This window comes from Hymenobacter latericoloratus (assembly GCF_014199535.1).
Taxonomy (GTDB): domain Bacteria; phylum Bacteroidota; class Bacteroidia; order Cytophagales; family Hymenobacteraceae; genus Hymenobacter; species Hymenobacter latericoloratus.
This window is the reverse complement of sequence record NZ_JACHNV010000001.1, coordinates 1,081,773-1,108,375: the sequence shown is the minus strand read 5'-3', so window position 1 is coordinate 1,108,375 and position 26,603 is coordinate 1,081,773. Positions and strand designations below refer to the sequence as shown.

General features: G+C 61.2%; 21 protein-coding genes. 9 read left to right on the top strand and 12 right to left on the bottom strand.

What is annotated here, in order from left to right:
- Positions 1-72: 72 nt before the first annotated feature.
- Positions 73-2,634, bottom strand: coding sequence for a M14 family zinc carboxypeptidase (locus GGU46_RS04835; RefSeq protein WP_183402397.1), 2,562 nt, complete (start codon positions 2,632-2,634; stop codon positions 73-75).
- A gap of 201 nt (positions 2,635-2,835) precedes the next feature.
- Between GGU46_RS04835 and GGU46_RS04830 the strand changes: the two genes are divergently transcribed.
- Positions 2,836-4,773, top strand: coding sequence for a CocE/NonD family hydrolase (locus tag GGU46_RS04830; protein ID WP_183402396.1), 1,938 nt, complete (start codon positions 2,836-2,838; stop codon positions 4,771-4,773).
- Between the two features lie 252 nt (positions 4,774-5,025).
- Here GGU46_RS04830 and GGU46_RS04825 read toward each other — a convergent pair whose 3' ends face one another.
- A complete protein-coding gene (locus GGU46_RS04825; protein WP_183402395.1) occupies positions 5,026-5,286 on the bottom strand; it encodes a hypothetical protein in 261 nt (86 codons plus the stop codon).
- A gap of 165 nt (positions 5,287-5,451) precedes the next feature.
- Between GGU46_RS04825 and GGU46_RS04820 the strand changes: the two genes are divergently transcribed.
- Complete coding sequence (locus GGU46_RS04820; RefSeq protein ID WP_183402394.1) at positions 5,452-5,934, top strand: hypothetical protein; 483 nt, start codon at positions 5,452-5,454, stop codon at positions 5,932-5,934.
- Between the two features lie 87 nt (positions 5,935-6,021).
- On the opposite strand, the gene GGU46_RS04815 is transcribed toward GGU46_RS04820, so the two are convergent.
- Together GGU46_RS04815 and GGU46_RS04810 are read right to left on the bottom strand one after the other, a co-directional pair.
- Positions 6,022-7,431 carry a RagB/SusD family nutrient uptake outer membrane protein gene (locus GGU46_RS04815; protein ID WP_183402393.1) on the bottom strand — a complete coding sequence of 470 codons (1,410 nt, stop codon included), beginning with the start codon at positions 7,429-7,431 and terminating at the stop codon, positions 6,022-6,024.
- Positions 7,432-7,451: 20 nt separating this feature from the next.
- Positions 7,452-10,418 carry a SusC/RagA family TonB-linked outer membrane protein gene (locus GGU46_RS04810; RefSeq protein ID WP_183402392.1) on the bottom strand — a complete coding sequence of 989 codons (2,967 nt, stop codon included), beginning with the start codon at positions 10,416-10,418 and terminating at the stop codon, positions 7,452-7,454.
- Positions 10,419-10,721: 303 nt separating this feature from the next.
- On the opposite strand from GGU46_RS04810, the gene GGU46_RS04805 reads away from it, so the two are divergent.
- Positions 10,722-11,897: a ribonuclease D gene (locus GGU46_RS04805; protein WP_183402391.1), complete on the top strand. Its 1,176-nt coding sequence runs from the start codon at positions 10,722-10,724 to the stop codon at positions 11,895-11,897.
- Between the two features lie 78 nt (positions 11,898-11,975).
- On the opposite strand, the gene GGU46_RS04800 is transcribed toward GGU46_RS04805, so the two are convergent.
- Positions 11,976-12,302 (bottom strand): nucleotide pyrophosphohydrolase, encoded by a 327-nt coding sequence (locus GGU46_RS04800; RefSeq protein ID WP_183402390.1) that lies wholly within the window; start codon positions 12,300-12,302, stop codon positions 11,976-11,978.
- A 53-nt stretch (positions 12,303-12,355) separates the two neighbouring features.
- Complete coding sequence (gene dtd / locus GGU46_RS04795; RefSeq protein WP_183402389.1) at positions 12,356-12,805, bottom strand: D-aminoacyl-tRNA deacylase; 450 nt, start codon at positions 12,803-12,805, stop codon at positions 12,356-12,358.
- Positions 12,806-12,976: 171 nt separating this feature from the next.
- Between dtd and GGU46_RS04790 the strand changes: the two genes are divergently transcribed.
- Positions 12,977-14,446, top strand: coding sequence for a hypothetical protein (locus GGU46_RS04790; RefSeq protein WP_183402388.1), 1,470 nt, complete (start codon positions 12,977-12,979; stop codon positions 14,444-14,446).
- Positions 14,447-14,477: 31 nt separating this feature from the next.
- Here the strand turns inward: GGU46_RS04790 and mltG are convergent, their stop codons facing one another.
- Together mltG and GGU46_RS04780 are read right to left on the bottom strand one after the other, a co-directional pair.
- Complete coding sequence (gene mltG, locus GGU46_RS04785) at positions 14,478-15,533, bottom strand: endolytic transglycosylase MltG (RefSeq protein ID WP_183402387.1); 1,056 nt, start codon at positions 15,531-15,533, stop codon at positions 14,478-14,480.
- Between the two features lie 93 nt (positions 15,534-15,626).
- On the bottom strand, positions 15,627-17,111 hold the full coding sequence (locus tag GGU46_RS04780; protein ID WP_183402386.1) for a helix-turn-helix domain-containing protein: 1,485 nt from the start codon (positions 17,109-17,111) through the stop codon (positions 15,627-15,629).
- A gap of 311 nt (positions 17,112-17,422) precedes the next feature.
- Between GGU46_RS04780 and aceB the strand changes: the two genes are divergently transcribed.
- Positions 17,423-19,054, top strand: coding sequence for a malate synthase A (gene aceB / locus GGU46_RS04775; RefSeq protein WP_183402385.1), 1,632 nt, complete (start codon positions 17,423-17,425; stop codon positions 19,052-19,054).
- Between the two features lie 182 nt (positions 19,055-19,236).
- Entirely contained in the window at positions 19,237-20,529 is a 1,293-nt protein-coding gene (gene aceA / locus GGU46_RS04770; protein ID WP_183402384.1) for an isocitrate lyase, read from the top strand.
- Here the strand turns inward: aceA and GGU46_RS04765 are convergent.
- Both GGU46_RS04765 and gcvT read right to left on the bottom strand, forming a co-directional pair.
- Positions 20,526-21,239, bottom strand: coding sequence for a 2-phosphosulfolactate phosphatase (locus GGU46_RS04765; RefSeq protein ID WP_183402383.1), 714 nt, complete (start codon positions 21,237-21,239; stop codon positions 20,526-20,528). The two genes, aceA and GGU46_RS04765, sit on opposite strands and share 4 nt — an antisense overlap.
- 135 nt (positions 21,240-21,374) lie before the next feature.
- Positions 21,375-22,481, bottom strand: a complete 1,107-nt coding sequence (gcvT, locus tag GGU46_RS04760; RefSeq protein ID WP_183402382.1) for a glycine cleavage system aminomethyltransferase GcvT — start codon at positions 22,479-22,481, stop codon at positions 21,375-21,377.
- 234 nt (positions 22,482-22,715) lie between these two features.
- Between gcvT and GGU46_RS04755 the strand changes: the two genes are divergently transcribed.
- The 3 genes from GGU46_RS04755 (at position 22,716) to GGU46_RS04745 (ending at position 25,153) form a co-directional block, all read left to right on the top strand.
- Entirely contained in the window at positions 22,716-23,081 is a 366-nt protein-coding gene (locus GGU46_RS04755) for a CZB domain-containing protein (RefSeq protein WP_183402381.1), read from the top strand.
- Between the two features lie 36 nt (positions 23,082-23,117).
- Positions 23,118-24,623 carry a sensor histidine kinase gene (locus GGU46_RS04750; RefSeq protein ID WP_246398614.1) on the top strand — a complete coding sequence of 502 codons (1,506 nt, stop codon included), beginning with the start codon at positions 23,118-23,120 and terminating at the stop codon, positions 24,621-24,623.
- 86 nt (positions 24,624-24,709) lie between these two features.
- Positions 24,710-25,153 (top strand): response regulator, encoded by a 444-nt coding sequence (locus GGU46_RS04745; RefSeq protein WP_183402380.1) that lies wholly within the window; start codon positions 24,710-24,712, stop codon positions 25,151-25,153.
- 287 nt (positions 25,154-25,440) lie between these two features.
- Here the strand turns inward: GGU46_RS04745 and GGU46_RS04740 are convergent, their stop codons facing one another.
- Together GGU46_RS04740 and GGU46_RS04735 are read right to left on the bottom strand one after the other, a co-directional pair.
- The gene (locus tag GGU46_RS04740; protein WP_183402379.1) at positions 25,441-26,016 is read right to left on the bottom strand and encodes a ribonuclease HII; all 576 of its coding nucleotides are present in this window, start codon (positions 26,014-26,016) and stop codon (positions 25,441-25,443) included.
- A gap of 177 nt (positions 26,017-26,193) precedes the next feature.
- Complete coding sequence (locus tag GGU46_RS04735) at positions 26,194-26,439, bottom strand: hypothetical protein (RefSeq protein WP_183402378.1); 246 nt, start codon at positions 26,437-26,439, stop codon at positions 26,194-26,196.
- Positions 26,440-26,603: the final 164 nt, after the last annotated feature.

Genomic DNA, 26,603 nt, shown 5'->3' with positions numbered 1-26,603 from the left:
TTCTCGTAAACGCAACAACGCCCCGTCGGTACTACCGACGGGGCATTGTTGCGTTTACGGGGTAGGATCCGCTTACTGGCCTACCATAAACACAGCGTTGCCAAACAGCAGTTTGCCACCTTGCCAGAAGGCCCGGAAAAGCGGGTTATCGGCTAGGTACACTACCTGCCCGCGGCCCAGGTCCTGGGTTCCCAGTACAAAGCTGTCGGAGAGGGCGCGCTGGGCTTTTCGTCCGGTGAAGCCGGCCGCGTAGCCATTTTTCTTGAGCACGCCCACGTTCCAGCCACCCTGGGGTATGAAGCGGTAGTTGGGCGTATCGCGCAGCAAGGCGTAGTAGGTGCTGCCGTAGCCAAAGGCCAGCGGATGGGTATTGTCGAGCTGCACGCGGTACACGCTACCCTGCACCCGCTCGGCAATCTGCTCCCGCTCGGCATCAGCGTAACGGCGCAGGGCGGCGTAAGGGTTAGGCTTCTTGGCAGTGGCGCTATCAGTGGGCTTGGCTTTCAGCAGAAAGTCTTTCTTATCGGCCAGAAAGCGGGTAGCACCTTCGAGGGCAATCAGCCGGCCGCCCGCCCGCACCCACGATTTCACGTTCTCCAGGCTGCGTTCCGTCAGAATGTTGTCGTAGCGCCCATCGGGCAGAATCAGCACGTCGAACTCGGCCAGGGGCACGCTACTGAAATAATCCGTTCCCAGCACCGATACGGGGTAGCTGATTTGCTGCTCGAAGAAGTGCCACACCTCCCCGAAGGCCGTAGCATCGACGCCCGGACCGGCCAGAATAGCCACCTTGGGTTGCTGCAGGGGGCGCACCGACCGGGAGCCCAGGTCGCCGCCACTGGTCGAGAGGCCCGACTGCACGGCCTGTACCTGCACCCCGGCCGAGTCGGCCTGGGCGCGCACCAGCTGATCGAGGCGGGCCCCGAGCCGTTCGTTACCGGTTCGCGGAATAATCAGGGTGCCACGCTGGTACTGCTGGCCTTCCGTTTCAAACGGCTCATCGGCCACGCGCACCTTCACGCCCAACTGCTGTAAGCGCCCCAGGAAGCGCACATCGGGCAGGCTGTTCCACCGGGCCACGTAGGCGTAGGGAGGGTTGGCCGGTAGGGGGGGGGTAGCAGGTTTGACGGGGGCTGCGCTGTTGGCTTCCACGGTGCCTTTCAGGGCGTAGGCTTTCAGCCCGAAGGCGTACGGCAACGACCACGCCGTGAGGTCGTACGTCAGAGAGTCTTCCAGGGCTGCCTGGGGCTCGAACAGCACCTTCACCAACGTTGATTTGGGCTGGTACATGCTCACTACCAGGTCGCGGGGCTCAATCTGCACGGTTTCCGTCTGACCCGCAGCGTAGCTGTAGGCGCGCTGCTTGCTGCGCTTGGCGGCGTAGCCGTAGCTGATTCGCTGGCGGTCGAGGTACTGGGTGAGGGCGCGCACCTGGCCGGCATCCGCCGTGCCCGCCACCACAAAGGACTTATACTCGCCGCGGGGCTTGTTGCGGGCATCGAGGTAGAACTTCTGAAACTCCCGAACCAGCTCGTCGTGGCGGTCGGCGGCGGCCTGAATGGTCGCCAGACTCGTGGCGTGGTGGTGGGCAATACGCTGGGCCAGGGTGAGCGTGTCGCCGTCGGCTTTGGTGTAGCTGATGCCGGCCGGACTACCCCCACCCTGCTCATACGTCATGCCGATGGCCCCGTTGAAGGAAGGCCAGGTGTCGCCGTAGAAGGGCGCAAACAGGTCGTAGGTTTCGCGGGTGAAGTAAAGCCAGTTGTTCTTATCAAACACTTTGCGGTTGTAGTCGCCGATGATGTTCTGAAACTTGCGCTGCCATTCCGTGAGGTCGGCATGGAAGGGTTTGGCCGCCGGCGAGAAGTAGTACGGGTTATTAGGGCCCATCTCGTGGAAATCGGCGTGCACCTGGGGCAGCCACTGGTTGTACACGGCTATGCGCTGGCGGCTTTCCTGCTGGGTTTGCCAGGCCCAGTCGCGGTTCAGGTCGAAGTAGTAATGGTTATAGCGCCCCCCGGGCCAGGGCTCGTGGTGCTCCCAGCTCAGGGGCGAGGAGTTGGGCTGCTGGTTAGCCACGCGGTTGTACCACTGCGCATACCGGTCGCGGCCGTCGGGGTTCACGCAGGGGTCCACGATAACCACCAGGTTCTGGAGCCACTGCTGCATCTGCTGGTTCTGGGGGTTGGCCAGGTCATACAGCACCTGCATCACGGCCTCCGACGACACGGCTTCGTTGCCGTGCACGTTGTAGCTCAGCCACACCACGGCCGGCTGCTGACGCTGGGCGGCCCCGCTTTCCAGGCCCGCCAGGCGCAGGTTGTTGCGCCGAATGTCGTCGAGGCGGCTCAGGTTATCGGGGGTAGCCACGTACACCAGCTCCAGCGGGCGGTTCTCGTAGGTGCGACCGTAGCGCTGCTGCTGCATGCGGCCAGGGCTGTGCTGCACCACATGCTCCACGTAGCGCAGCAGTTCAGCGTGCGGAGTAAAGCGGGTACCCAGCTCGTAGCCCAGAAACTGACGGGGGGTAAGCAAAGCCCCTTCGGCAGCGCCGGGAGTTTGGGCAAACACCTGCGGACTGAGCAGCAGGCAGAGCAGCCAGAGGCAAGCCGCTCGTAATCGGGAGTTAAGCACAGGGGTACGGGGTAGCACCGGCAGAGGCCGGCGAGGTTAAGGAAAGGTTTGGTAGCCAAAGAAAACAGAATCTGACCGTCCGCGCCGGAAAAAGATGCCATGCTCCGGCGCTGCGGTGCTGCCTGCTGGCATCCCAGCGGGCACTTGCTTACCTTACCCACTACTCTGCTACCTGTTTCACCTTCCTACCCCTTCATCCGTATGCCTACCCCTACCCCACCCCGGGCCCTGCTGGTCGCCCTGCTCGTTGCCGCCGCCAGTGCCGCCCAGGCCCAGACTCCGGTATCGTACCCGCTGCCCTCCGAGGCCGACAAGCGGCAGCTGGCTGTGGTGCTGGCCGACACGCTCTACATTCAGCAGCACTACAACAAGTTTGAGTATCAGATTCCGATGCGCGACGGGGTAAAGCTCTACACCATCGTGTACGCGCCCAAGGATGCCGATAAGGTAAAGTACCCCATCATGCTCAACCGCACGCCCTACGCGGTGGGGCCCTACGGGCCGGGCAAGTACAAGAAAAACCTGGGGCCCAGCAGCACTATGCTGCACGAGGGCTACATTTTTGCTTACCAGGATGTGCGGGGCCGCTACATGTCGGAGGGGCAGTTTGTGGATGTGCGGCCGGCTAAAACCTCGTACCAGAGCAAAACCGACACCGACGAGGGCACCGATACGTACGACACCATTGAGTGGCTGCTGAAAAAAGGACCTAAGAACAACGGGCGGGTAGGCCAGTGGGGCATCAGCTACCCCGGCTACTATACCGCCGCGGGCCTGCTCAGCCGGCACCCGGCCCTGAAGGCCTCCTCGCCCCAAGCCCCTATTGCCGACTGGTTCTGGGACGATTTTCACCACAACGGGGCCTTTTTCCTGCCGCATGCCTTCAACTTTCTGGCCTCGTTCGGGCTGCCGCGCCCCCAGCCTACCCCCACCGGCAACCCGGCCTTCCAGCACGGCACCCCCGATGGCTACGACTTTTTCATGCGAATGGGGCCGCTCAAAAACGCCGATGCCCGCTATTACAAAGGGCAGGTAGCTTTCTGGAACGACCTGACGCAACACCCCAACTACGACGAGTTCTGGCAGGCCCGCAACCTGCGGCCTCACCTCAAAAACCTCAACAAGAATACGGCCGTGCTCACCGTGGGCGGCTTCAACGATGCCGAGGACCTCTTCGGGGCTCTGAAGATTTATGAAACCATTGAAAAGCAGAACCCCGGTCAGCGCAATGGCCTCGTGATGGGCCCCTGGGTGCACGGGGGCTGGGCGCGCGGCACCGGCGAAATGGTGGGCAACGTGGCCTACGGCGAATCACCTTCCCTGTACTACCAAAAGGAAATTGAGGCGCCCTTTTTCAAATCGTATCTGAAGGATGGCAAGCCAGCCGCTACTCCGGAAGCCACCATTTTTGAGGGAGGCACTAACCGCTGGCGCACGTTTGCCACCTGGCCGCCAAAAGAAGCGCAGGAGCGTACCTTGTTTTTCCAGGCCAACGGCAAAATCGGCTTCGAGCAGGCAGCCGCCGGCCCCGAGTTCGACCAGTACCTTAGCGACCCGGCCCACCCAGTACCCTTCACCGAGGCTACGGCCACCGGCATGACCCGCGAGTACATGACCGACGACCAGCGCTTTGCCTCGCGCCGCCCCGATGTGCTCACTTATCAAACCGATGTGCTCACCGATGACCTGACGCTGGCCGGCCCCATTGAGGCCTTGCTGCAGGTAGCCACCACCGGAACTGATGCCGACTGGGTAGTCAAAATTATTGATGTGTACCCCGACAACACGCCTAACAACCCCAGCCTGAACCCGGCCGTGAAGCTGGGCGGCTACCAGCAAATGGTGCGCTCGGAGGTGATGCGCGGGCGCTTCCGCAATAGCTTCAGCAAGCCGGAAGCCTTCGTGCCGGGCCAGGTAACGGCTGTGCCGTTTACCGTGCAAGACCTCTGCCACACCTTCCGCAAAGGCCACCGCCTGATGGTACAGGTACAAAGCAGCTGGTTTCCGCTCGTAGACCGCAACCCTCAGACCTTCGTGCCTAATATCTTTGAGGCCAATGAAAAAGACTTCCAGGCCGCAACCCACCGCCTCTATCATTCTCCGCAGCACGCCTCCCAGCTAAAAGTGCGGGTGCTGTAAGCGGTGAGGTAGCGACCAGGAGCAGTTCACCGGTTCATTGATTCCGGAGGGGTAGCCCAACGAAGCGTTGCGTCGGTAGCAAGCCCCGATATAGATCCTCAAAGCCCCAACGGGCCGGCACTACTGGTTAAACGAGTAGTGCCGGCCCGTTGGGGCTTTGAGCGGTGAGGGAGGGGTAGGCGGTTTCGGGTAAGCCTCGGCTGGAACTACCCTTCAGGAAGGGTAGTCCCAGCAACTTCGCTATCTAAGTTGCTACAGCCGGCCTACGTTGCCGTAATCCATTTCGCGGGGCTTTTCTTTGAGTTGGTAGAGCACACTCTCGGCCACGCCCCGCCCAAACAGGCTAAGGCCGGCGTTGAAGACAACCAGGGCCGCCGTGCCGGCCGCTACCCACTCTGAGGTAGAGTGGCCGTTGCGCTTTTTATCGGCGGCCCATTGCACCAGACAGGTGCCCAGGCCAACCGTTACCAGCCCGGCGGGGGCAAATACCAACCATTTGTCTCTGTGGGTCATGGCCATGCGAAGGAGTTTAGGAGTGGGAAAGCCGGTAGCGCGGTAGGTGCGCCGCGCTACCCGTGCCAAAATACACAATCGTACCTTTGCATGGTGGGGTTACGTTCAGTCCCGATTATAGTTTGCCCTGGCTTTCAATCGGGCCCGGGCGTTTTTCTGCCTTGTATGCTTGTTCCTCCCTATCAGCGGCTGCTGCAGCTAGCCTTTCCTGCCGCTCCCGATGCTGCTCACTACCTGCCGACTACCACGCTGGCGGCTTACCGTACCTTCGAGGAAGCCGACCCTGAGGACCTGCCTTTCCGCTTCGAGCGGGTACGCCTGGGGGTAGCCCTGGCCCTGATGAAGCTGCTCACCGACCTCGGCGACCTGGAGGAAAGCCGCCGGGTTATGGAGGTGTTGCACCGGGCCCTTAAGGCAACTTCCGTGGCGGCCATTGATGCTACCATCACCAAAGAAGCCAACGTGTTCGAACGCCTCTACACCAACCTCTACGTCAATGAGGAAGGCGAACAGCTGCTCCACCTGTTTGAGCGCGCCCTCGACGCCGACTCCCAGCCCCTCATGGATGACGTAATCCGGGAGGCCCTCCGGCTGGCCCCCACCCTTGACTTCAGCCATTTGCAGGAAGAGGACGACGATGACCAATAGGGTGGCTTGTTCCTACCCCAACAACATAAAAAGGCCGCAACGCTCAGCGTTGCGGCCTTTTATCTTACCGGGTGGCTAACCAGCAGGCTAGTAGCCCGGGTTCTGCACCAGGGCCGTGTTCACGTTCAGCTCCCGGAACGGAATGGGCAGCACCAGAATGTTGCTGGTAATGGGAATGGTGGTAGCCGGGTTGGTGCCCGACGCCGGAACAAAGATGTCTGTGTTCGTCCGCTTCAGGTCATGGATGCGGAAGCCCTCAAAGGCCAGCTCCAGCTGCCGCTCCCGCAGGATGGTAGCCAGGGAAAGCTGCGCCGCCGTGAGGGGGGTAGCGCCCGAGCGGGTCCGAATGCGGTTGATGTCGGCCAGGGCCGCAGCCGCGTTATTGGCCCGGAATGAAGTTTCCGCCCGAATCAGGTACATTTCCGCCAGCCGGATTACCGGTATGTTCTGGCCGTAGGTGGTGTATTTGCCCGTGCGCAGGCTGCCTGGGCGGGCGCCCGTGCCTACGTATAGCAACTGAGCCGTGCCGCGGGCATCCGTGGCCTCGTAAAGGTTAGCAAAGGCCGGTAGCACGCGCACGTCGCCGCGGCCCAACTGCCCGATGCTGGCAAACAAGGTAGCCAGACCGCTGTTGGAAGCCCCCGCATTGTTCTGGTCGTTCTGCTGAATTTCCAGCAGGGTTTCCGAAGAGTTGCGGTTGGTAAATACCGACTGCAGCGTGGGCGAGAGGGATTTGCCGCTGTTCTTGATTACGTCGTCGGCCAGGGCGCCCGCCTCGACAAAGCGGCTCTGTTGCAGGTACACGCGCGCCAGCAGGGCCTTAGCCGTATAGCTGGAGGCACGGGTGCCGTTATCATCCGGCAGCAGTTCAATAGCTTCGGTCAGATCAGTAATAACCTGATTGTACACCTCGGCCACCGTGTTACGGGCCTGGGTGGTAGAGGCTCCCTCCACGGTTCTTACCGCCGTGAGGCTGATGGGTACCCCTGGCTGCGTGTTAGCGCCGCCGGGCTCGTACTGCTTGGCGTACAGGCGCACCAGTTCGAAGTACATATCGGCCCGGATGAAGCGGGCTTCCCCTTCATACTGCGACTTCAGATCGGCCGTTGCTACCACCGGCAGGGCCTCGATAACCAGGTTAGCCTGGTTGATGGCCTGGTAAGCCGTGCGCCAGATGGCTTCGGCCGAGGTGTTCTGGGCGTTGGTAGTGCGCAGGGCCAGCTGCCGGTAGTTGGTGAAGGTGCCCTGGAAGCCGATGTAGTTGTCGGGAGCCAGCAGCTCGGGCACCAGAATCAGGTCCGTACCGTACAGGTTGGGGCTGTCGAGGCGGGCGTACATACCCACCACGGCGCTACCTACCTTCGTTTCCGAGTCCAGAGCCGTGCTGGCATCTACGGACTGAAACGGGTCAATGTCCAGCTGTTTGTCGCACGCCGTCAGGCTCAGGCTGAGCCCCAGGGCGAGCAGGTAAGCAGAACGAGAAAATATCGATTTCATCAGAAAGTTGATCTAGAGCGTTAGAAACCCACGTTGATGCCCGCCTGGAAGGTTTTCGCCAGCGGGGGCGTGTAGAAGTCGTGACCGATGAGGTAGTTGGCTGCACCAAAGGCGGCCGTGTTTACCTCGGGGTCATAGCCGTCGTAGTTGGTGATGGTGGCCAGGTTCTGCACCAGCACGTACACCCGCACCGACGACATGCGGCCCCGCTTCACCAGCTCAGTCGGCAGGGTATAGCCCAGCGTGATATTCTTCACCCGGAAGAACGAGCCACTGGTTACCCAGCGCGACGATACCTGCGTGCCGTTGGCGGCGTACAGACGCGCCTGAGGCACGTCAGTAATGTCGCCGGGCTTCTGCCAGCGCCGCAGCTGGTCAACCGTCTGGTTGTCGAAGTAGTCGCCGTTCACCGACTGGTAAATACCCGCCGCGTTGTACAGGTCGTTGCCGTAAGTAAACTGGCCCAGCGCGCTCAAATCAAAGCCTTTGAACGAGAAGGTGTTCGTGATACCACCCTGATAATCGGGGTTCGGGTTGCCCACAATCTGCAAAGACGCCAACGTGGGGTTGTTGGTAGTAGTTCCTTCGGCCGTGTAGTAGAGGGCATCCCCGTTGGCCGGGTCCACGCCAGCATATTTGCGGCCGTAGAAGATACCAATCGGCTGCCCTTCGCGTACGCTACCCAGGTACTGGCTCTGAATAGGGGCCGCCAGCGAGGTAACCTTGTTGCGGTTGAAGGAGATGTTGAAGTTGGTATTCCACTTGAACTCCTTGTCGATGTTGCGCGTGTTCAGCGAGATTTCCAGACCCCGGTTGCGCAGCGAGCCGATGTTCTCGGTTACGCTGGTGTAGCCGCCCGAGTAGCGCAGCGGCCGGCTCAGCAGCAGGTCGGTGGTTTTCTTCTCGTACACGTCCACCTCACCCGAAATGCGGTTGTCGAAGAAACCGAACTCCAGACCCAGGTCGGCCTGAGCGGTGCTTTCCCACGTCAGGTCGGGGTTACCCAGCACGGTGCCGGGCGCAATGCCCGCCTGGTCGGCGTAGGGCAGCGAGCCAAAGAGGCTGCGGGAGGCGAAGTTGCCGATTTCGGCGTTACCCGTCAGACCGTAGCTGGCGCGCAGCTTCAGGAAGTTCAGGAAGCGGTTGTCCTTCAGGAAGCTTTCCTCCGTGATAACCCAGCCCACGGAGCCGGCCCCGAAGGTACCGTACTTGTTGTTGGCCCCGAAGCGCGAAGAGCCGTCGCGGCGCACACTACCGGAAATCAGGTAGCGGTTGCGGAAGGCGTAGTTCACGCGGCCGAAGTACGATACGAAGGAGAACCCATCCCGATCAGAGCTCGAACCAGCCGTTTTGATAGCGGCACTCGCTACTTTAGTGAACTCTGTATTCGGGAAGCCCCGGCCTTCGGCGGACGTAGCCTGCGCGTCGGAGCGCTGGAACGAGAAGCCGGCCAGCGCTTCAATGCTGTGGTCTTCGCCGATGGTTTTGAGGTAGGTAGCGGTGTTGTTGGTGGTGTAGTTGATTACCTGCACCTGGTTGCTGAAACCGTAGCCGGTGTTGCCCCCATCCTGGGTACCGGCGGCGCGGTACAGTTCTTCATTCAGGTTCAGGAAGTCGGCACCAGCTTCCGTGCGCAGCGTCAGGCCCTGCAGGGGCTGGTACTGCAGGTTCACGTTGCTGAACGAGCGGTAGGTACCCGACCGGTTGCGGCCGTTTTCCAGATCCTGCAGGTTGTTGTAGTAGAGCGTGTTTTTATTCAGCTGCCCGGTAGTCGGGTCGATTTTGGGCTGAATGGGAGGCAGCGCGTTCAGCTGCACCGGGTTCGAGAAGGCGTTGTCGTTGGGCGTACGGTCGTTCACCGAACGAGTCAGCGACAGGTTGAAGCCCACCTTCAGCTTCTCAGAAATCGAGTGGTCGAGGTTGATGCGGGCGCTACCACGGCGGTACCGGTTGCCGATAATAATACCGGTCTGGTCGTTGTAGGTCGTGCTCAGGTAGAAGCGCGTTTTCGCGTCGCCACCGCTCACGTTGAAGTCGTACTGCGATACTTTACCGCGCTGGAAGGGCTCGTCGCTCCAGCTCTGGTCCACGTCCGAGTTGAAGTCGAGGCCGTTGTCGGCGAACTGCTCGGCGGGGTCGTACCCTTCGTTCGTGGCGGCTTCGGCAAACAGCTCCTTGTACTGCTCGGCATTGAGGAACTTACGGCGACGGGTGGTTTCGCTGGTACCCACGTAGTAGCCCACGTTCACCTTGGTCTTGCCCTGGCGCCCCTGCTTGGTCGTCACGAGTACTACCCCGTTGGAAGCGCGCGAACCGTAGATGGCCGACGAAGCAGCGTCCTTCAGAATGGTAATCGACGCAATATCGTTCGGGTTCAGGTCGGCCAGCGGGTTCAGCGGCTCGGTATCGGAGCCTACGTCCTGCGAGGTCACGGGAATTCCGTCAATTACGTACAGCGGCTGGTTGGAAGCCGTCACCGACGAAGAGCCCCGCACCCGGATCTGCACCCCGGCCCCGAGCTTACCGGAGCTCTGGTTGATCTGCACGCCCGGCGCCCGGCCCTGAATGGCCTGCTCGAAGCTTACGGTCGGTACGTTTTCAACGTCTTTGGCGCTGAGCTGCGTAACCGAGCCGGTTACGTCGGCTTTGGTTTGCGTGCCGTAGCCTACTACTACCGCTTCGCCCAGCTCGGTGGCGCTGCTTTTCAGTGATATGGCTACCGACGTACGGTCGCCTACTACTACGTTCTGCGTTTCAAATCCGATGGAGCTCAGCACCAGCGTGGCCCCGGGCTGCACTGACAGCGAGAAGCTACCATCGGCGCCGGTGCTCGTGCCATTGGTAGTGCCCCGTTCGAGCACGGTTACGCCCGGCAACGCTGAGCCGCTGGCATCCGTTACGCGTCCACTCACCGTGCGCGTTTGTGCCGTAGCCGAAGTAGCTACCAGCACGCCACATGCCAGTGGAATGAGAAAATTTTGTTTCATACAACCTGGCCCTCCTTGAGGCCGATTAGAGTGAAAAAAAGCCGGTCCGCTGCGCCGGCAAGTGCGGGTAAGAATGCAAGGTACATGCATTTATTCGGCATGCATAGTACTAATTGCCCGGAGGCGGACCGGATTGGAAGTAAGATGATTGCAATTAGCAATATAAAATCCGAACTCTATAGTCCCATTTACCCCAGGCAAAGTAGTGGTTTTGGTAACTTGGGCTGCCTACCTTTACTAAACTGTCGTCGGGTCAGCGTAGTAGCCCGCCACCTTTCTCCCTTCTCGAATTACTATCGTTAAATGCCTGATATTCAGTACATCACTGAAGGAAATCTTGTCGCTCATACAGCCCAGGCCCTTCACCAGCGCGCCCGTTTAGCCATTGATCTGGAATTTGACGATATGCGGCACCGCTACGGCCGTAATCTGGCTCTGATTCAGATATTTGACGGCGAAACCGTTTTCCTCATCGACCCCCTACCCCTTACCAACCCGGCGCAGGAACTGGAACCCCTCTGGGCGGTGCTACGCGACCCAGCCGTGGAAAAAGTATTTCACAGCTGCAAGTCCGATATCCTGCTACTCGATGAACTTTACGGCGTTCATGTGCGCACCATTACTGATACGAGCGTACAATATACGCTTTTAGCAGAAGCGGACAATAATATTTCCCTGGGGCGGCTGATTCAGCAGGAATTAGGCCTGGAAGTGGACAAGGGCGAGCAGAAATCAAACTGGCTGAAGCGCCCCCTCACCGAGGCCCAGAAGCAGTATGCCGCCAACGATGTGCTTTACCTGTTTGAGCTGACGGACCGGCTGGCCGCCAAGCTGGCCGCGTTGGGCCGCACACCCTGGGCCGAGCAGGAAAACAAGGCCCTGGAGGAAGTCCGCTACTCCCGCGACGAGCGGCCCTACCTGCGCCTGGCCGGCAAGTACCGGATTCAGCCCCAGGAGCTGCCGCTGTTCCGGGACCTGTACCTGCTGCGCGACGAGGTAGCCCGCTACATTGACCGGCCCAGCTACATGGTAGCCAGCAACGATAGACTAGCCGAGCTGACCCGCCTGCCCGTAACCAGCACGGGCCACCTGCGCAACGCGCCCGGCCTGCATCCGGAGCTGAAGCGCAGCCCCTTCGCCGAGCGCTTGGTAACCTTGGCCCAAGAGGGCCGGGAACCTGAGCCGCCCCTGCCGGCCGAGCAGCGGCGTTTTCCGTTCCGGCGCCGGCTCACGGGCGCTAAAGCGGCCCTGGCTGATGCCCGGGAAGCCCTGCTGACAACGCTGAAAACCCATCTGGCTGAGGACCACAGCCCCATCATGGCCAACCTGGTACTCAGCAACCGCCTCATTGCCGATATTGTGGAGCAGGGTGCCAACTACACGCTGCGCCCCTGGCAGCACCAGCTCCTGCTGGAAACGGCTGAGCGCCACGGCATCGACTTCGAGCAGGTGGCCCATCCCTTCGACCTGAAAAGCTAAGCCCCCTGCCCTGAAAGGCGCCAGCCGCAGCAGCCACGTAGCCGCTGCGGCTGGCGCCTTTCAGGGCAATTACGCGGACTAGCGCAGCTTCTCGTTTTGCTGGTGGCGGGTGGCGTCGCGCTGCGTTTTTTTCTCCAGGTTGCGCTCTAGAGCTTCCGTGAGGTTAACACCCGTTTGATTAGCCAGACAAATTACAACGAACAGCACGTCGGCCAACTCGTCGGCCAGTACTTTGTCTTTATCAGATGCTTTAAACGACTGCTCCCCGTACTGGCGGGCAATGATGCGGGCTACCTCGCCTACTTCCTCGGTAAGCATAGCCAGATTGGTCAACTCGTTGAAATACCGTACGCCGGTGGTCTGAATCCACTGATCTACGGTGTGTTGGGCGTCGTCGATGGTCATGAGCGGTGCGGGAGTATTTAAGTGAGGGTGTGGTTCCGAGGCTGATACCGCGCTTATTCGTCGTTTTTGTCGAGCACAATCGTTACGGGGCCATCATTGAGCAGGGCTACCTGCATATCGGCGCCAAACTCGCCGGTTGCCACGGGGCGGCCCAGCTCGGCGGCAACCAGCTGCACAAACTCTTCATATAAGGGAATAGCAACCGGTGGGGGCGCCGCGCCGACGTAGCTGGGCCGGTTGCCCTTGCGGGCATCGGCCAGCAGCGTAAACTGGCTGACTACCAGTACCTCGCCCGCAATATCCTGCACCGAGCGGTTCATTTTGCCTTCCTCATCGGAGAAGATGCGCATCTGCACCAGCTTGCGGGCCATCCAGGCCAGCGTTGCGGTAGCATCGGTGGGGGCAAAACCGGCCAGCACCAGCAAGCCAGGACCAATCTGGCCAGTAACGCGGCCCGCCACCGTAACACTGGCCTGCCGAACTCGCTGCACTACAATGCGCATACTTGCAAGGGTCTGATGGAAGTGAACAGTTTGGGTGTGCCCGCAGGGGTAGCAATCCGGCCCGCAAGTACGCCGCTGACGGTGGTAATTCGCACTATTCGCGGTCGAAAACCTAATATTGCCGTTGCCCCGCTACCACGGGATGGTACCAAGGTCTCAATTTCTACCGGTTTGCCCTCGCTCCGCTCCCAACTCCCGTGGCTATTGTCAGCTTTGCTGCTCGTGGCAGCCGTGCGGCTGTACGGGCTGGCCGGTGCGGCCCTACCCGACTACGATTCCGTGCGCAACTGGCAGATTGTGCAGGAAGTAGCCCGTGGCCAGCTGCTGCACCTGTTTCATCATGGCAGCCCGGTGTTTTCGCTGGTGTACGCACCCGTCGCGTGGCTGACCGCTGACTACCGCGTGTTTCAGCACCTGAACGCGCTGGTGGCCGTGGCTGCCCTGGGCCTGCTGGTGGCTTTTATTGCCCGCGAAACCCAGCTGCCCGGCTGGCAAACCGGCCTGCTGGCCCTACTGGCCGGCACGGGCCTGTTCCTGACTTTTTCGGGCCGCGACTTTACCATGAGCTCCTGGAGTCTGCTGTGCTTTGCCGGCCTGCTGCGGGCTTATTACCGGCGTCTGCAGCTACCATCCGCCGCGGCGTTGTACCGGGCCACCGGCTGGCTGGTGCTCGGGCTCGGGTTCAACTATAAATTTCTGCTGACGCTACCCATTCTGGCGGTACTGGAGTGGTGGCGGGCCGATGGACTGCTCTGGCGCCATGGCCACTGGTGGCGGGTGGCCGGTTTGCTGGTGGCGCCCTACCTCGTGCTGGGTGGAGTAGGCGTGCTGGCCGGCCTGCCCTGGTACCTGTGGCCTGCTATTTACTACAAAGTAGCCTTCCCGGACGCGGCCAACGCGGCCGGGCGGGCCGCCACCATCCGGCCCGATGGCCTCTACTACCTGCGCTACCTCTGGGACTTCGAATCGGGGGTGGTGTGGCTGGGGCTGCTGGGGCCGCTGCTGGCGGTGCGCCGGCTGCGGCGCGGCCAGGCGCTGCCCCCGGAACTGTATCTGGCGGTGTGGGGCTGGTGTTTGCTGGCCGGAATGTCGTTGCTGATTAAAGCGCCGCGGGGCTTGCTGTGGGCCTACGGGTTGTGGTACGCCCTGGCTTTTCTGCAGCTGCGGCGCCTACCGGCGGTGGGGCTAGCCACCGTGGTAATCGGGGCAGTAGGGCTCAATCTGCACCGTATTCAGCGCGAAATCTATGCATATGCTCCCTCCTCCTATCCGGCTGTGGCCACGTGGCTGCAGAAGCATGGCGCCGGGCCGGTGCTTAGTACCGTAGGCCTCGGGCTGGCTCCCCTCCGCTTTCCCACCGATTCGGTACGGGCGGTTTTCTCTCCTCAGCAAGCCGCCGCACTGCGCCAGCGGGGCTACCGCTACCTGCTCGTTGACGGATACTGGCGCGTTACCAACGTAGCAGCATTTGATTCTTTGCGCTACCTGCCCACGGTGGCCGCCTGGCGGGAGCCGCTGCTTACCTCGCCCCTGCTTTTCCTGGAGCACTCCGAATTCACCGGTCTGGGCTACGAGCAAACCCTGCACTTGCAACGAGTTGCCCGCCAAGATTCCGTGCAGCTGCGCGTAGTCAGGTGGTGAAGAGGTAAGGTTAACTGTTCAACTCCTGCCCTTACCGCTTCACTCCCAGGCTATCCAGCCACTGTTGGTAGCGGCGGGCGTTTTTCTTATGCTCGGCAAAAGTGACGGCGAAATCGGAATAGCCGCTGCCGCCGGGGCGGGCACAGAAGAAGAGGTAGTCGTGGCGGGCAGGTTTAAGGACGGCGTCCAGGCTCTGGCGGTTGGCCGAGGTGATAGGGCCGGGCGGCAGGCCTTTGTGCTTGTAGGTATTGTAGGGCGAATCGACCAGCTTATCCCGGTTCAGCACCCGCCTCACCCCAAAGTTACCGATGGCCCAGAGCAGGGTGGGGTCAGCTTGCAGACGCATGCCGCGCCGCAGGCGGTTAAGGTAGGTACCCGCAATCAGCGGCTTGTCTTCCTTCTTGGCCGTTTCGCGCTGCACGATGCTGGCCAGTACGTGTACCTCTACGGGCGAAAGGCCCAGCGAATCGGCGCGGCGGCGGCGCTCCGGGGTCCAGAAGCGGCGGTGCGTAGTGGCAGCTGAGTCCAGAAACTGCGGGGCCGAAGTGTTCCAGAGCAGCCGGTACGGCCCCGGCAGAAACAGCGTCAGGATGGTGGTAGTATCCAACTGATAACGGCGCCGGAGGTAGGCATTATTCTGCAGCAGCTGCCGCAGCGGCACCGAGTCGGTTTCGAGCTGGCGGGCCACCTGCCGGGCCAGTTGGGGCTTGTATTTGAAGGCATCGAGGGTAAACGCCACGGTATCCTGCTCGCCCTGGGCTAGCAGGGTCAGCAGCGCGGCGTTACTCAGGCCGGGCTTTAAGAGGTAGCGGCCGGGCCGCACCTGCTGGGGGTAATCGCGCCAGCGGGCTACCTGCTCAAACGTGCCGAAGTCGTGGAGCAGCTCACCTTTCCGTAAGGAGTCTAGCACGGCCGCGTAGCCGGTTCCGGTGCGAATGTAGAGGTAGGCGGGTCCGAACGCCGAGGGACGCACGTTGGGTTTCCAGAACACGTACCAAGCCGCGCCCAGTGCCCCAAGCAGCAGCACCAGTAACCCCAGCAGCGGCCACAGCAGGCGCCGAAAAACAGAACGGGAAGCAGCAGTCAAAAGCAAACAGGAAAAATTAACCTATCAAAAGTAGCTGCCTCAACTTAAAGGCCACCGCCCAGGACAAGGGTCCCCACGCTATAACAGCATTTCCTACCCCCCATTTACCAGAGCAGCCACGGCCGCTTCCAGCTCCTGCTGGCGCTGGCGGCGCTCTACTTCCACGGGGGCGGCGGCGCGTACCTCGCAGTTCGGAATGGTGCACCGCTCACAGGTTTCGTTTACCTCCCGCTGCGGAATGGCCGCGTCATCGAGGAAGCGGATTTTCTGGCGCAGGTTATCATCGCAGAGCAGCCCAACGGTAACGCTCACGGCGGGCTCGTTGGCGGCCCCGGCCCGGGCTACGGTCAGGCAGAGGTATTCGTCGTTGTTAGGGTAGCGGGAGCGTTGGGCGCCCAGCGTGTAGTTGGGGGCCGTAGTGGCAGGCTGCTGGCGCAGCTCGGCCAGCATCCGCAGGGAAATCCAGCGGCGGCAGTAGTGCTCGTGCAGCTCGTTGCCGTGGGGGTTGTGCAGGCGCGAGAGGTGCAGCTCCTTGGTCAGCTTGTAGCCGGCCGAGGCGTTGGCCTGGTCGAAGCGCAGAAAAAACAGGCTCTGAATGCCGAAGTGGCGCGGCAGCAGATTGGTGATGCGCTGCATAAACATCTCCGGCGACACATCATACTTGGCCAGCAGTTCCAGCAGCAGGCCCGGCTCCCATTTTCGGGCGGCGAAAAACCGGGTGAGGTCGCGCACCAGCATTTCCTCTTCCATCAGCAGGGCGCCGGCGAAATACGAGGCTTTGAAGTTGTTGAGCACCTCCTCAAAGGAACGCACCGGGAAGGAGGCATTCACGTAGGGCCGCTCGCGCAGGTTGAGGTAGTTGAAGGCTACCTCCCGGCCCAGCACAAACCCTTCCTGGGCCCCACTCAGCCCCTGGCGCAGCAGCAGGCGCCGGGTTTTGGGCTGAAATACCGAGCGCAAACGTCCCAGGTGGGCGTACTCATCCAGGCCGGTTCGGTCAACAGTATAGCCGTACTTCTCTACTAGCACCCTTTCCAATTGACGGCGGTCGAGGGGAGCGGCGGCGGGAAGTTTGTGTTCCACCATAAACGTGCGCGCATCCTGCTCCAGCTCCTCGAAGTAGTTGTCGTGCATTTCCTGGAAAGAGCGCAGGGCGGCCAGGAAGAAGTGCTCCTGCCGCATTTCGTAGTTGCGCGCAATTTCAAAGAGGGTACTGATGAAGGCGTTCATCTTGGCCGGCGCGTCGGCAATGAGCTCCACGATGCGCAGCGGGTCCAGCCCGAACATATCCAGCGGAAACTCCTTGAGCAGATCCGACTGCAGCAGCTCCGAAATAGGCTCCAGCCGCCGGCTCAGTGTCAGCGACGTTAGCTGGTCGTAGCTGACGCCCAGCACCTTGCTCAGGCTCAGAATTTTATCAGCCTTGGGGTACTTCTTGCCCTTCTCAATCTCATTGAGGTAGGAAACCGAAACGTCGCAGGCGCGGGCCAGCTCGGCGGGAGTATAGCCGCGTTCCTGGCGCAATTCCCGCAGTTTCAGCCCAAAAATCAGCCGGACAACCTGACCGTGACTCAGCATAGTGCGTGAGGTAATGAGGTGAGAAGAAGCGCCATGATAAAGACCCTACTGCGAGCGGATGCCCGAGCCTAGCCCCGCAGGAAACGTGCAGTAACTGCTGCCGAACCGGTGTAGCCGCTCCGGTACCCCCGGCAGCAGACAACCACTTACGGGCTCTTTATCACTTTACCTGTAAAAACCTGCAAAGCTAGCCGGATAGAGGGACTTAAAGAAATTAGCGAATTTTCGCTTGATTGATAAAATTCGCTTTCGTATGTTTGACATACTCCCGGAGGTTGTTCCTTTCCGTTCATTGTCAAACCGCTACGCCCATGTCATTCATCGCCGAACCGCAGACGCTTGCCTCACCGCCCACCTACCTTGTGCCGGAGCGCGTGAGAATTGTGGGAGCCTACTCCCCGGAGTACGCCGAAATCCTGACGCCCTCGGCCCTGGCTTTCGTGGCCGAGCTGCACCGGCGCTTCGATGGGACCCGGCGGGCCCTGCTGCAGCGGCGCACGGAGCGGCAGCGGGCCTTGGAGGCGGGCCAGCTACCCGACTTTCTGCCGGAAACCCGCCTGATTCGGGAAAAGCCTTGGACGGTGGCCCCCCTGCCCCCTGACCTGCTCGACCGGCGGGTGGAAATTACCGGGCCCGTGGAGCGCAAAATGATTATCAACGCCCTGAACTCGGGAGCCAAGGTGTTCATGGCTGATCTGGAGGACTCCAATTCGCCGACTTGGGCCAACGTCGTAGAGGGCCAGCGCAACCTGCGCGACGCCGTGCGCCGCACCATTTCGCTTTCGACCCCGCAGAAGGAGTACCGGCTGAACGCGGAAACAGCCGTGCTGATGGTGCGCCCGCGCGGCTGGCATCTGCTGGAAAAGCATATGCTGGTGGATGGGGAGCCGGTCAGTGCCGCGCTGTTCGACTTTGGGTTATACTACTACCACAACGCCCACGAGCTGTGCGCCCGGGGCAGCGGCCCCTACTTCTACCTGCCCAAAATCGAAAGCCACCTGGAAGCGCGCCTCTGGAACGACGTATTCGGGTTTGCCCAGTGGTCGATGAAAATGCCCAAGTGCACCATCAAAGCCACCGTTCTGATCGAAACTCTACCTGCCGCCTTCGAGCTCAACGAAATTCTGTGGGAGCTGCGCGAGCACTCGGCGGGCCTGAACTGCGGGCGCTGGGACTACATCTTCAGCTACATCAAGCGACTGGGGCTGAAGCCAGAGTTTCGCCTGCCCAACCGCGCCGAGGTAACCATGACGGTGCCGTTTATGGCGGCTTACTCTGAGCTGGTTATCCAGACCTGCCACCGCCGCGGGGTGCACGCCATGGGCGGCATGGCCGCCCAGATTCCCATCAAGAACGACCCCGAGGCCAATGAAGCGGCCCTGGAGAAAGTCCGGCAGGACAAAATCCGGGAGGCCCGCGCCGGGCACGACGGCACCTGGGTAGCTCACCCCGGCCTGGTGCCGGTAGCCCTGGATGTGTTCAATGACCTGATGCCCCAGCCCAACCAGATTGCTAATAAGCGCGACGACGTGCACGTAACGGCCGCTGATTTGGTGTGCGCCCCCACCGGCAACATCACGGAGGAAGGGCTTAAGCTCAACATCGACGTAGCCATTCAGTACCTGGAGTCGTGGTTGGGCGGGAATGGCTGCGTGCCGATTTATAACCTGATGGAGGATGCCGCCACCGCCGAAATTAGTCGGGCCCAGGTGTGGCAGTGGGTGCACACGCCCGGCACTACCCTGCAGGATGGCCGCCCCCTTACGCTGGAGCTGTACCGCTCCCTGGTGCCCGGCCAGCTGGATAAAATCAAAGCCCAGGTGGGCGAATTGCGCTACGCCGCCGGCCGCTACCTGGAAGCGGCCAGCCTTTTCGACCAACTGGTTAGCAGCAAGAAATTTGTCGAATTCCTGACCGTGCCCGCCTACGAGCAGCTAACGTAGGGGCGGGGCTTGCCCCCGCCCGCCGTGTGCCCGCTGCCTGCCCAATACGATAATAGGTTTACGGAACGGCGGGCGGGGGCAAGCCCCGCCCCTACCCCTCTTTATTTTCTCAACCCCAAAAGCCGCTTGCATAGTCGGCTAGGCCGAGCCTTGTCTTTTCTTCATCCTTAACCCCTACCCCCATGAACAAGCAGGAACGCATTGTCGCCTTGGAGCAAGACTGGTCCACTAACCCGCGCTGGCAGGGCATCCGGCGACCATACTCAGCCGAGGACGTGCTGAAGCTGCGCGGTTCGGTGCATGTTGAGTACACCCTGGCCCGGCAGGGCGCCGAGCGGCTGTGGCGCCTGCTGCACACCCAGGAATACGTGGCCGGACTGGGGGCCCTCACGGGCAACCAGGCTGTGCAAGAGGTACAAGCAGGGCTGCCGGCCATCTACCTCTCGGGCTGGCAGGTAGCAGCCGATGCCAATGGAGCCGGCCACATGTACCCCGACCAGAGCCTTTACCCCGCCGACTCAGTGCCCAACGTGGTGCGCCGCATCAACAACGCCCTGCTGCGCGCCGACCAGATTCAGAGCGTGTCGGGCGAGGGTTCGGTGCACTGGCTGGTGCCCATTGTGGCCGACGCGGAAGCCGGCTTCGGGGGCAACCTGAATGCCTTTGAGCTGATGAAGATGATGATTGAAGCCGGCGCGGCGGGTGTACATTTCGAGGATCAGCTGTCCTCGGCCAAGAAGTGCGGGCACCTGGGCGGTAAAGTGTTGGTACCCACCCAGGAGGCCATCAACAAGCTGGTGGCGGCCCGCCTGGCGGCCGATGTGCTGGGTGTGCCCACCCTGCTGGTGGCCCGCACCGATGCCGACGCCGCCGACCTGCTCACCTCCGACGTGGACCCGCGCGACCAGCCGTTTATTTTGCAGGAGGCGGAGCGCACCTCCGAAGGCTTTTACCGGGTGCGCTGCGGGGTAGAAGCCGGCATAGCCCGCGGCCTGGCCTACGCCCCCTACGCCGACCTGATCTGGATGGAAACCTCCACGCCCGATCTGGAGCAGGCCCGCCACTTTGCCCAGGCCATTCATGCCCAATTTCCCGGTAAGCTGCTGGCTTACAACTGCTCACCTTCGTTTAACTGGGCCGCCAAGCTGAGCCGGGAGCAGATGGAAACCTTCCGGGAGGAGCTGGCAGCTATGGGCTACAAGTTTCAGTTTATCACGCTGGCGGGCTTTCACGCCCTCAATACCAGCATGTTCGAACTGGCTACTGCCTACCGCGACCGGGGCATGGCCGGCTACTCCGAGCTGCAGGAGCGGGAGTTTGCCCTCCAGAAACACGGCTTCAAGGCTGTAAAGCACCAAGCCTTCGTGGGTACTGGCTACTTCGATGCCGTGCAGCACGTCGTCACGGCCGGCCAAGCCAGCACCGCCGCCCTAGCCGGCAGCACGGAGCAAACCCAATTTCAGTCACGGATTTAGACAGCTTGAATTGCACCCTCGCGGAACACCGGTACAACGGCGTATTCATCCTGGCGCAGGCAGAACTCCATGTCTTTGTGAGCTTCCAGGTGGTTGAGGCGGCGCACATGCGAGGATTTGAGCAGGTAGGCGGCGGCATCGGGCTGAGCCGCCTGCCAGAGGTCGAGGGCGGCCAGGGTGGCGTCGGAGCTGGTCGTATCGAAATCGGCCTGCAGGCGGGCGGCCAGAGCGCCTCCGAACAAGGTATCTTCGAGGCAGAAATTACCTTTCCAGCCCGCGCAGACTACCACCACGTCTTTGCCCAACTTGCGCAGATGATCTGCTACGGCCCCGATGTTCAGGAAAGCGCCCACCACAATTTCATCGGCGGCGGCGGAAAGGTGCAGGGCGCGGGTGCCGTTGGTGGTGGTAATGGCCACGGCGCGGCCGCGCACAGGTACTACCCCATCGAGGTAGCCGAAGGGCGAGTTGCCCAGGTCCACGCCTTCCGCCTGCCGGCCGTCGCGCTCGGCGGCGGTCAGGTAGCCCTGGGCGGCCATGGCCCGGCAGTCGGCCAGCTCACTGAAGGGTACCATATGGGTTACGCCCTGGGCCAGCGCCGTAACAATGGAGGAAGTCGCCCGCAGAATATCAACCACCACCGCTACCCGGCCTTGCAGGGTAAAGAGGGGTAGCAGCTCGGGCGAAAAACAGATGTCGAAAGTGGGCATCTAGTATGAACAGTCAAAAATCTGCCATTCTGAACAGCACGAAGGACCTTCTCACGCCAGAACGTAAATCGTAACAACGAATCGTTCTAACATGAGAAGGTCCTTCGCGCTGCTCAGGATGACATAGATAAATCCTTACGCTTCCTCGGTGCCTTTCACGAAGGGCAGCTTCACGACGGTGGCGGGCAGCTGCTTGCCGCGCACCTGCACGAAAATTTTGCTACCCGGCGTGCTCAGCTCGGTCTTCACGTAGCCCAGGCCGATGCCCTTGCTCAGGCTCGGCGACTGGGTGCCGCTGGTCACATCCCCGATTTTCTCGCCAGCTTCGTTTACCAGCTCGTAGTGTCCGCGCGGAATGCCGGGGCCGTCCATCAGGAAGCCTACCAGCTTGCGCTCCACACCGGCTTCCTTCTGCTTTTTCAGGTTGTCGGCGTTGGTGAAGTCTTTGGTGAACTTGGTAATCCAGCCCAGCCCAGCTTCCAGGGGCGAGGTTTCGTCGGTGATGTCGTTGCCGTAGAGGCAGTAGCCCATTTCCAGGCGCAGCGTGTCGCGGGCGCCCAGCCCGATGGGCTTCAGGCCGTGAGGCTGACCAGCTTCCATAATTTTCTCCCACACCTGCTGGGCATGCTCGTTGGGCACGTAGAGCTCGAAGCCGCCCGCCCCGGTGTAGCCGGTAGCCGAGATGATGACGTCGGGCGCGCCGGCGAAGGTGCCCTGCGCGAAGGAGTAGTAGGGAATGCTGCTCAGGTCGGTGTCGGTGAGGGGCTGCAGGGCAGCAATGGCCTTAGGGCCCTGCACGGCAAACAGGCTAATGTCGTCCGACACGTTCTGCAGCTCGGCGCCTTCCGTGTTGAACTGCTGAATCCAGTTCCAGTCCTTCTCGATGTTGGAGGCGTTTACCACCAGCAGGTATTCTTCCTCACCCAGCATGTACACCAGCAAATCATCCACGATGCCGCCCTGCTGATTGGGCAGGCAGCTGTACTGGGCCTTGCCGGGCGTGAGCTTGCTGGCATCGTTGGAGGTTACGCGCTGAATGAGGGGTAGGGCCTGGGGGCCGCGCACCCGGAACTCGCCCATGTGCGACACATCAAAAATGCCCACGGCGCGGCGCACGGTGTGGTGCTCGTCGAGGTCAGAAGAGTAGCGCACGGGCATGTTGTAGCCCGCGAAAGGCACCATTTTGGCACCTAGCTGCTGGTGCACATCATTGAGCGGAACAGTTTTGAGCGTTTCAGACATGGGGGGGGGTGGAGGATGGGGTAGGGATATAGAATGGGGAGAGGCGGCCCGGCGGGCGCCGGGTAGCCGGGGGGCCATTGGCCGGACGAAAGTAGCCAATTATGCCCGGTAGCGCCGCCGGATTGCGCTAACTTTGTTGCCGGAACCCGGCCCGGGTTTCTGTTCGGTGTACCTTCCGGTGGCGGTCCTCTCTTGGCCGGTTTACTTCCAGCCCGCGCTGTTTTTCTCTTTTGCATGACCAACGACCTCAAACAGGACTTCGAATCAGCTTTTGTCAAGCACTTGCTGTTCAAGTCGAAGCTCCGGTCTTTCCTCTACGGCAGCGGCACCAGCGAGGCGCCCATCCGCGACCCGCAGGCGTGCAGCTTCGGGCAATGGATTACCGATAAGGCCTTGCGCGACTACGGGCACCTGCCCGAAACCCGGGAGCTGGACCGCGTCCATATCCAGATGCACCAGGTAGCCAATCGCCTCATGGACCTGCACCAGAATGGGCAGCAGGAGGCAGCTATTGCGGGGCTGGCCGAAATGAATAGGATAGCCGACCATATCACTAGTCTGCTGCGTACGATGGAGCAGAAACTTCGCGCGAGCCGCTAAACAAGCCCGGCCGCCGCCCCGCCGTCATTCTTCTGCATGAAGCTGAAAATCTCTACCAAACTATTTGCTGGTTTTGTGGCCATCTCCGTGCTCTTTGCCGGGGTGGTGGCTATAAATTATCAGCTTTCCCGGGCCGTGCTGCGCAACTCCCAACGCGTGGAGCGCTCCACGCGCATTACGGGCGAGGCCACTACCCTGCTGCGCAACATCATCGATATGGAAACCGGGTTTCGGGGCTACCTGCTCATTGGCAACGAAACCGTGCTCGACCCGTACTACGCCGGCGAGCGGAACCTGCTGGGCCGCTTTACAGAGCTGCGCAACGACCTCTCGCTGGGCACCCCTCAGTACGAGCGCATGGTTCGGGCGCAGCAGCTATTTCAGCAGTGGGCCGCTTATTCCCACCTGCTCATCAGCGAAAAGCGCGAGGCGCTACGCCGTAACCCCAACCAAATCGGCCTCAACGACCTAGAGCACCGCAACCTCACCACCGACCTGACGGGCAAAAAGCTCATGGATCAGATTCGGGTACTGTTTGCGGCCTTCGAGAAGGTGGAAGCCGAAATCCGGATCAAGCAGCGCATCAAGCTCCGCGACAGTATCCGGGAAACCCGCATTCTGTCGGTAAGCATCACGCTGGCTACCATTTTCCTGGGGCTGTTGTACGCCTCCTACCTCGTGCGCCAGCTCTCGCGCCGCATCGGGGGCATGGTCAGCCAGGCCCAGCGCATTGCGGCCGGCAACTACACGGCCCAGGTGCGCGACCAGGAGCAGGATGAGCTGACGGAACTCGCCGACTCGCTTAATACCATGACGGATACGATTAATGCCAACATTCAGCAGCTGGAAAAGCGCAACCAGGAGCTAGACCAGTTTGCTTACGTAGTATCCCACGATTTGAAGGCGCCCCTGCGAGGTATTGAAACTGCTTCGCGGTGGATTGAGGAAGACATGGGCCAGGACTTGCCCGAGCATATCCGCGAGTTCCTGCAGCTGATGCGCACCCGGGTGCGGCGCATGGAAAGCCTCATCACTGGTATTCTGGATCTGGCCCGCGTAGGCCGCACGCCCCAGGCCGATGAGCCCGTGTTTGTGCGCCAGCTGCTGCGCGAAATCATTGACTCCCTGGAGCTGCCGGCCGGCTTTGAGGTAGAGCTGCCCTTCTACCTGCCTACGCTGCACACCAACCGCGTGCAGCTACAGCAGGTATTTACCAACCTGATCAGCAACGCCCTCAAGTATCATCACCAGCCGGAGCACGGCACCGTGCGCATTGGCTGCGTGGAGGGCCCCCAGTTCTACACCTTTTCCGTTACCGACAACGGCCCCGGTATTGCGCCGGAATACCACGAGCGGATTTTTGTCATTTTCCAGACCCTGACCGAGCGCGACACGCTGGAAAGCACGGGCGTGGGGCTGGCCATTGTCAAGAAAATTGTGGAGCGCCAAGGGGGCACCATCCGCGTTGAATCCGCTGAGGGTCAGGGCGCGACTTTCATCTTTACCTGGCCCAAAGAGCGTGTGCGCCGGGCCGAAGCCTAGGCTTCTACCCCGGTTCTTTTCGCCATTGTGCGTTACTTGCCGTATAAAAACAGCTGCCATCAGGCACCTATCCTGCTCTTATCACTATGGCTTCTGCTTCTGAACAACCCAGCATTTTACTTGTTGAGGACGACCAGCTGGACATTATGAACGTGCAGCGCGAGCTACGCAAACATAATGTGAACGTGCCCCTTTACATTGCCCGCAACGGCCGCGAGGCCCTGAACATGCTGCGCGGCGAAGGCGGCCAATCCGCCATCCCGAAGCCCAGCGTGGTGATGCTCGACCTGAACATGCCGCGCATGAACGGGCTGGAATTGCTTTCTACCCTGCGCTCCGACCCCGAGTTCGTCGGCCTCAACGTGTTCATCACCACCACCTCCGACCTGGAAACCGACCGCCTCAAGGCCCAGGACCTGGCCGTGAGCGGTTACATTATCAAACCGCTGAGCTTCGACAGTTTCGGGGAGGGGGGCACCACCGTGGACGGCTTCAGCCTTTTCCTGGACTTGCTGCGCCTGAAGGAGTAAATAAGAGGCCGTCCTACCCCCTCGCCCGGCAGGTCCATAAGTTGGCAGACCAGCAGCAGGCCCTACCCCTCCTGATAGCGCAAAGCCCCAGCGGGGCGTCACCCATCGTTGAACGAGTGGTGGCGCCCCGCTGGGGCTTTTTGCACGGCATGGCCCGTGGCTTACTACCGATGGTTTATTTCCACAAAGCCTCTGCAAGTTCAGAAGTAGGGCTGGCGGTCCGCCCCCCGCGCCTACCCCTACCCCACCAGCCCTTGTAAAGTGTCAACTCACCAATTCACCACTCTTCAAAGCAGCCGAAAGCCCATGCGGTGATGTTCAGTGGGGCCAAAGTCGCGGATGGCGGTGCGGTGGGAAGCGGTAGGGTAGCCGGCATTTTGCTCCCAGCCATAGTGCGGATACTCCAGGGCCAGCTGCCGCATACGCTCATCGCGGAAGGTTTTGGCCAGTACGGAAGCGGCAGCAATGGAACGGTACACGGCGTCGCCCCCGATAATACAGGTATGCGGAATGGCCGCGTGGGCCCGGAACCGGTTGCCATCGACCAGCAGATGGGTAGGGCGCGGCTGCAGTTGCTCGGCGGCGCGGTGCATGGCCAGATAACTGGCCTGGGCAATGTTGATACTGGCAATTTCCTGGGGCGAGGCCTCAGCTACGGCCCAGGCTATGGCTTCCTGGCAGATTTCAAGGCGCACCTGCTCGCGGCGTCTGGCCGTCATCTGCTTGGAGTCGTTGAGGTAGCGCGGGGCAAAATCGGGCGGTAGAATGACGGCGGCGGCAAAGACCGGTCCGGCCAGGCAACCGCGGCCCGCTTCATCGAGGCCGGCTTCCAATGGCTCGCCGGTGTGGGAGGCTAGTAACATACGGCGCAAAAATACGCAGCTACTACTGGCTTTGGGCTTATGGCTCAGGCTGGGGGTAGGCAAAGCCTTTGGCAGAAGATGCCACATAAGAAAAGCCTCTGCGGCGGCCGAAGCGCCCGCAGAGGCTTTTCCTAGCAAGAATGCTTGCTTATGTACGGTTGGCGCGTACCTGATTTTTTATTTGTGACTGCCGGCCGTGGAGCCCGCATCCGACCCGGCCGACTCGCCGCGGCGGAAGCCCTGCTTGTCGCGGGGGCCTTCATCGATGGAATCGTCCTCGTCCGTGGTGATGTACACGTTGGTAGTTGGGCCAAGGCCACCCGTTTTTTCGGCCAGCTCCGACTCGGCCTGGGCGTGCTTGAGGTTGAAGAGCGGGTCGCCGGACTGCGGCTGAGATGCTTGGTTTTTCGGTTGATTAGCCATAAAAAAGGAAAGCATCGGTCGGGAAATGAACGGCCGATTACGGTTTCCTACGCAGGCCCCAAGGCTGAGGTTAGCCTCACCGGCTTACAGGATTCGGGCCCCTTTCTCCTGGCGCCAATAAAAAAGCCGCTGCCTGAGGCAGCGGCTTTTTCCGTCGCGTTGAC

Excerpts from the sequence above, each read along its gene's own strand:
- GGU46_RS04755 (WP_183402381.1), top strand. The coding sequence starts at position 22,716 with ATGACCAACGACCTCAAACAGGACTTCGAATCAGCTTTTGTCAAGCAC.
- GGU46_RS04815 (WP_183402393.1), bottom strand. The coding sequence starts at position 7,431 with ATGAAATCGATATTTTCTCGTTCTGCTTACCTGCTCGCCCTGGGGCTC.
- GGU46_RS04735 (WP_183402378.1), bottom strand. The coding sequence starts at position 26,439 with ATGGCTAATCAACCGAAAAACCAAGCATCTCAGCCGCAGTCCGGCGAC.
- gcvT (WP_183402382.1), bottom strand. The coding sequence starts at position 22,481 with ATGTCTGAAACGCTCAAAACTGTTCCGCTCAATGATGTGCACCAGCAG.
- GGU46_RS04745 (WP_183402380.1), top strand. The coding sequence starts at position 24,710 with ATGGCTTCTGCTTCTGAACAACCCAGCATTTTACTTGTTGAGGACGAC.
- GGU46_RS04830 (WP_183402396.1), top strand. The coding sequence starts at position 2,836 with ATGCCTACCCCTACCCCACCCCGGGCCCTGCTGGTCGCCCTGCTCGTT.
- aceB (WP_183402385.1), top strand. The coding sequence starts at position 17,423 with ATGTCATTCATCGCCGAACCGCAGACGCTTGCCTCACCGCCCACCTAC.
- GGU46_RS04800 (WP_183402390.1), bottom strand. The coding sequence starts at position 12,302 with ATGACCATCGACGACGCCCAACACACCGTAGATCAGTGGATTCAGACC.
- GGU46_RS04810 (WP_183402392.1), bottom strand. The coding sequence starts at position 10,418 with ATGAAACAAAATTTTCTCATTCCACTGGCATGTGGCGTGCTGGTAGCT.
- GGU46_RS04805 (WP_183402391.1), top strand. The coding sequence starts at position 10,722 with ATGCCTGATATTCAGTACATCACTGAAGGAAATCTTGTCGCTCATACA.
- GGU46_RS04825 (WP_183402395.1), bottom strand. The coding sequence starts at position 5,286 with ATGACCCACAGAGACAAATGGTTGGTATTTGCCCCCGCCGGGCTGGTA.
- GGU46_RS04740 (WP_183402379.1), bottom strand. The coding sequence starts at position 26,016 with ATGTTACTAGCCTCCCACACCGGCGAGCCATTGGAAGCCGGCCTCGAT.
- dtd (WP_183402389.1), bottom strand. The coding sequence starts at position 12,805 with ATGCGCATTGTAGTGCAGCGAGTTCGGCAGGCCAGTGTTACGGTGGCG.
- GGU46_RS04750 (WP_246398614.1), top strand. The coding sequence starts at position 23,118 with ATGAAGCTGAAAATCTCTACCAAACTATTTGCTGGTTTTGTGGCCATC.
- GGU46_RS04820 (WP_183402394.1), top strand. The coding sequence starts at position 5,452 with ATGCTTGTTCCTCCCTATCAGCGGCTGCTGCAGCTAGCCTTTCCTGCC.
- GGU46_RS04780 (WP_183402386.1), bottom strand. The coding sequence starts at position 17,111 with ATGCTGAGTCACGGTCAGGTTGTCCGGCTGATTTTTGGGCTGAAACTG.
- aceA (WP_183402384.1), top strand. The coding sequence starts at position 19,237 with ATGAACAAGCAGGAACGCATTGTCGCCTTGGAGCAAGACTGGTCCACT.
- GGU46_RS04765 (WP_183402383.1), bottom strand. The coding sequence starts at position 21,239 with ATGCCCACTTTCGACATCTGTTTTTCGCCCGAGCTGCTACCCCTCTTT.